The organism is Frankia sp. CcWB2 (genome assembly GCF_977927585.1).
Genome location: NZ_CDWRCM010000314.1, coordinates 1 through 2,833, shown reverse-complemented (window position 1 = coordinate 2,833; position 2,833 = coordinate 1). Strand labels below are relative to the sequence as shown.

Sequence of the window (2,833 nt, the reverse complement as noted above, 5' to 3'; positions counted from 1 at the left end):
GGCTGGGGTTTCACGCCCACCCCGGTTAACTTCGAAGACCCGGATTGCCGGCAATTCCGGCTGGAATGGCAGTTCCGGCTGGAACGCGACGGACGTCGCGCCGTCGATTTCCTCCCCGTGCAGCGGAGGGCTCTCTCGTGAGACCACAGCGGCGCCTTCTTCTGCTGCGGCACGCAAAGTCAGACTGGGCCGAGCGGTCGATCCACGACGCCGATCGACCGCTGTCGGGATCGGGCCGGCGGGGCTGCAAAATTATCTCGCGCTACCTCACGGACAACAGGCTCGCGCCCGACCTCATTCTGTGCTCCTCCGCGCTGCGGACCCGGCAGACCGTCGAGGGCCTCGCGGAGGCGCTCCCCCCGAACGTCCCAGTCCTGACCGAGGACCGGCTCTATCTGGCCGAGGCGCAGGACCTGCTGGACCGGTTGCGTGAGATCGACGACGGAGTGCCCAGCGTGATGCTCGTCGGGCACAATCCCGGTATCCACACGCTGGCCGTGGCCCTGCTGCCCCCCGCCGAGCGGTACCAGATCCCCACGTTCCCGACGGCGGCACTCGCTGTCCAAGATCTGACCGTTACGCGCTGGGCGGAGCTGGGTCAGGACTCGGCCCGGCTCGTCTCCTTCGTCACGCCGCAGGGCCTGCGGGAGGCCGCCAGACCCACGGGGGCCCCGAAACCTGGCCCACCGGCCTGACCGCCGGCCTGAGCTCGGCCGGCGGCCGAGCGCCGCGGCGCGGCAGCCCGATGAACTGGTAGGTGCCGCGCCAGGCCTCGTTGAACCAGATCGGCACGGCACTCAGTAGGCCTGCTCCATGATCTTGGAGACGAGGGCGAAGACGCCACCAAGGACCAACAGTGCGCCGGCCGCGATCCACAACGGCACCGAGGCGAGCGGGAGGGCGAACGTCCCGACGACGAAGCCTACAATGATCAGAAGTACCGCGGCCCACGAACCCGTGTTGGCCTTGTGGTGACCGGTCTCACTAGCCACGTCCACTCCCGTCCGTCCTCATCGGGGCCGCCCGGCGACCCGATGCACATCGTTTTCCGGTGCGAGACTACCCGCGATCGGCATGTCCGATCCCGGATGGCGATGTACCTTTACCCGATCTCGCCATTCTCTTCCCGCGCCGGGAGCCCGGTCACCCGAATCCGGCGACCCGCCGCAGGTCCACCAGCTGGTCGTCGAGCCAGCGCCGCACGTCGTGGGTGCGGACCTGTTCGGCGGCCGCGGCGAGCCGACGATGGCGCTCCTCCATCGGCATCGTCAGCGCGGTGTACAGGGCGTCGGCCATCTGCTGCACGTCGAAGGGGTGCAGGGTGACGGAGAACTCACCCAGTTCCTCGTGCGCCCCGGCCATCTCCGACAACGCCAGCACGCCGCCACGCCGGTTGACGACCGCGACCTCCTTCGCGACCAGGTTCATCCCGTCGGCGATCGCGTTGACGATCAGAACGTCACAGATGGAGTAGGCCGCCACGGCGAGCGGGAAGTCCTCGACCATCCGCAGGTCGATCGGCTGGCGCCCCTCCTTGGTATGCCGGGCGTTGATCTCCGCGACGACCGCGCCGATCAAGGCGATGTAGTCGGCGTACTCCGGCACGTCGGTGCGGCTGGGCTGCAGCAGCGCCAGAAAGCTGACCTTGCCCACCAGCTCCGGATGCTGATCGAGCAGGGTGCCGAAGGCCAGGAAGCCGCGCACGACGTTCTTGCTGGGGTCGGTGCGGTCCACCCGCAGGATGAGCTGACGGCCATCGTCGAGGAAGATGTAGCGCAGCATCGCCACATGCGCCGCCACCTCCTCGGAGGCCTGCGTAGCGTCCAGCGCCGCCGGGTCGACCGAGATCGGGTGGTACCGGGCGCGGACCACCCGGTCCGCCACCGTCACCGTCAGCTGCTCCAGGTCGGTCGGCAGGCCGAGCAGCTCCTGGGCGCACAGGACGAAGTTGCGAGCGTAGCGCCGGGTATGGAAACCGACCACATCGCTACCGAGCAGCCCGCGCAGCAGCCGCTCCCGGATGTCGGCGGGCAGGACGCGCCACTCGTCCGGCCCCGGCCAGGGAATGTGGATGAAATGCGTGAGCACCACATCCGGGCACTGCTCCCGCACCCAGTCGGCCACGAGGTAGAAGTGGTAGTCCTGCAGCAGGACGAGCGCCTTGCCACCCCGCGCGCGCGCCTCGTCAACCACCGCGTCGGCGTAGGCCCGGTTGACCGCAGCGTAGCCGTTCTCGAAGGCGTCGTGCTCGGCCCGGGTGAACACCGGTGACAGCGACCGGCCGTAGAGGCCGTGCTGGATGAACCACAGGATCGGGTTGGACCACACGCTGTAGAAGTCGGCGTAGGCGGTCGGATCGGTAACGACGAGCCGGACCCGGATGGCGGGGCCGTCCGGCTCGCCCTCCGCGAGCCGGGGCGAGGGAGAGGTCTGGACGAGGATGGAGCTCCCGGCGCTCTCCCCGGCGACGGCGACGTCCTCCTCGCTGGCTGCGCCGCACACCCACACCGCGTCGTCGAGATGCTCGGCGAGTCCGGACAGGGCCGAGACGAGGCCTCCCGCCCCCCGGGTGACGGTACGACCGGTGGCGTCCCGGTCGAACCTGACCGGACCGCGATTGGACAGCAGCACGAGCGGCAGGTCGAGCGACAGGTCGAGCGGGTTGAAGTCCGACACGGCGGATGCGGCCTCCTGGTCACGGGCGGTGCTCGGCGTCCGGCACCGCTGAGCCCGAGCGCCCGAGCGCACGGGAACAATCCGGACTGTAGTAAGCCCGGCTTTCGGATGCATCGCGTTGCAACGCGGCTAGGGCCTGTTTGGGAAGTACGTCCCG

At 69.3% G+C, this 2,833-nt stretch carries 3 protein-coding genes; 1 reads left to right on the top strand and 2 read right to left on the bottom strand.

Annotated features, from left to right (window positions below):
* The first annotated feature begins 137 nt into the window (after window positions 1-137).
* Window positions 138-695: a SixA phosphatase family protein gene (locus tag ACY45C_RS21020; RefSeq protein WP_462189279.1), complete on the top strand. Its 558-nt coding sequence runs from the start codon at window positions 138-140 to the stop codon at window positions 693-695.
* 102 nt (window positions 696-797) lie between these two features.
* Here ACY45C_RS21020 and ACY45C_RS21015 read toward each other — a convergent pair whose 3' ends face one another.
* Together ACY45C_RS21015 and ACY45C_RS21010 are read right to left on the bottom strand one after the other, a co-directional pair.
* Window positions 798-992 carry a hypothetical protein gene (locus ACY45C_RS21015; protein WP_462189278.1) on the bottom strand — a complete coding sequence of 65 codons (195 nt, stop codon included), beginning with the start codon at window positions 990-992 and terminating at the stop codon, window positions 798-800.
* A 151-nt stretch (window positions 993-1,143) separates the two neighbouring features.
* Complete coding sequence (locus ACY45C_RS21010) at window positions 1,144-2,676, bottom strand: alpha,alpha-trehalose-phosphate synthase (UDP-forming) (RefSeq protein WP_462189277.1); 1,533 nt, start codon at window positions 2,674-2,676, stop codon at window positions 1,144-1,146.
* Window positions 2,677-2,833 lie beyond the last annotated feature (157 nt).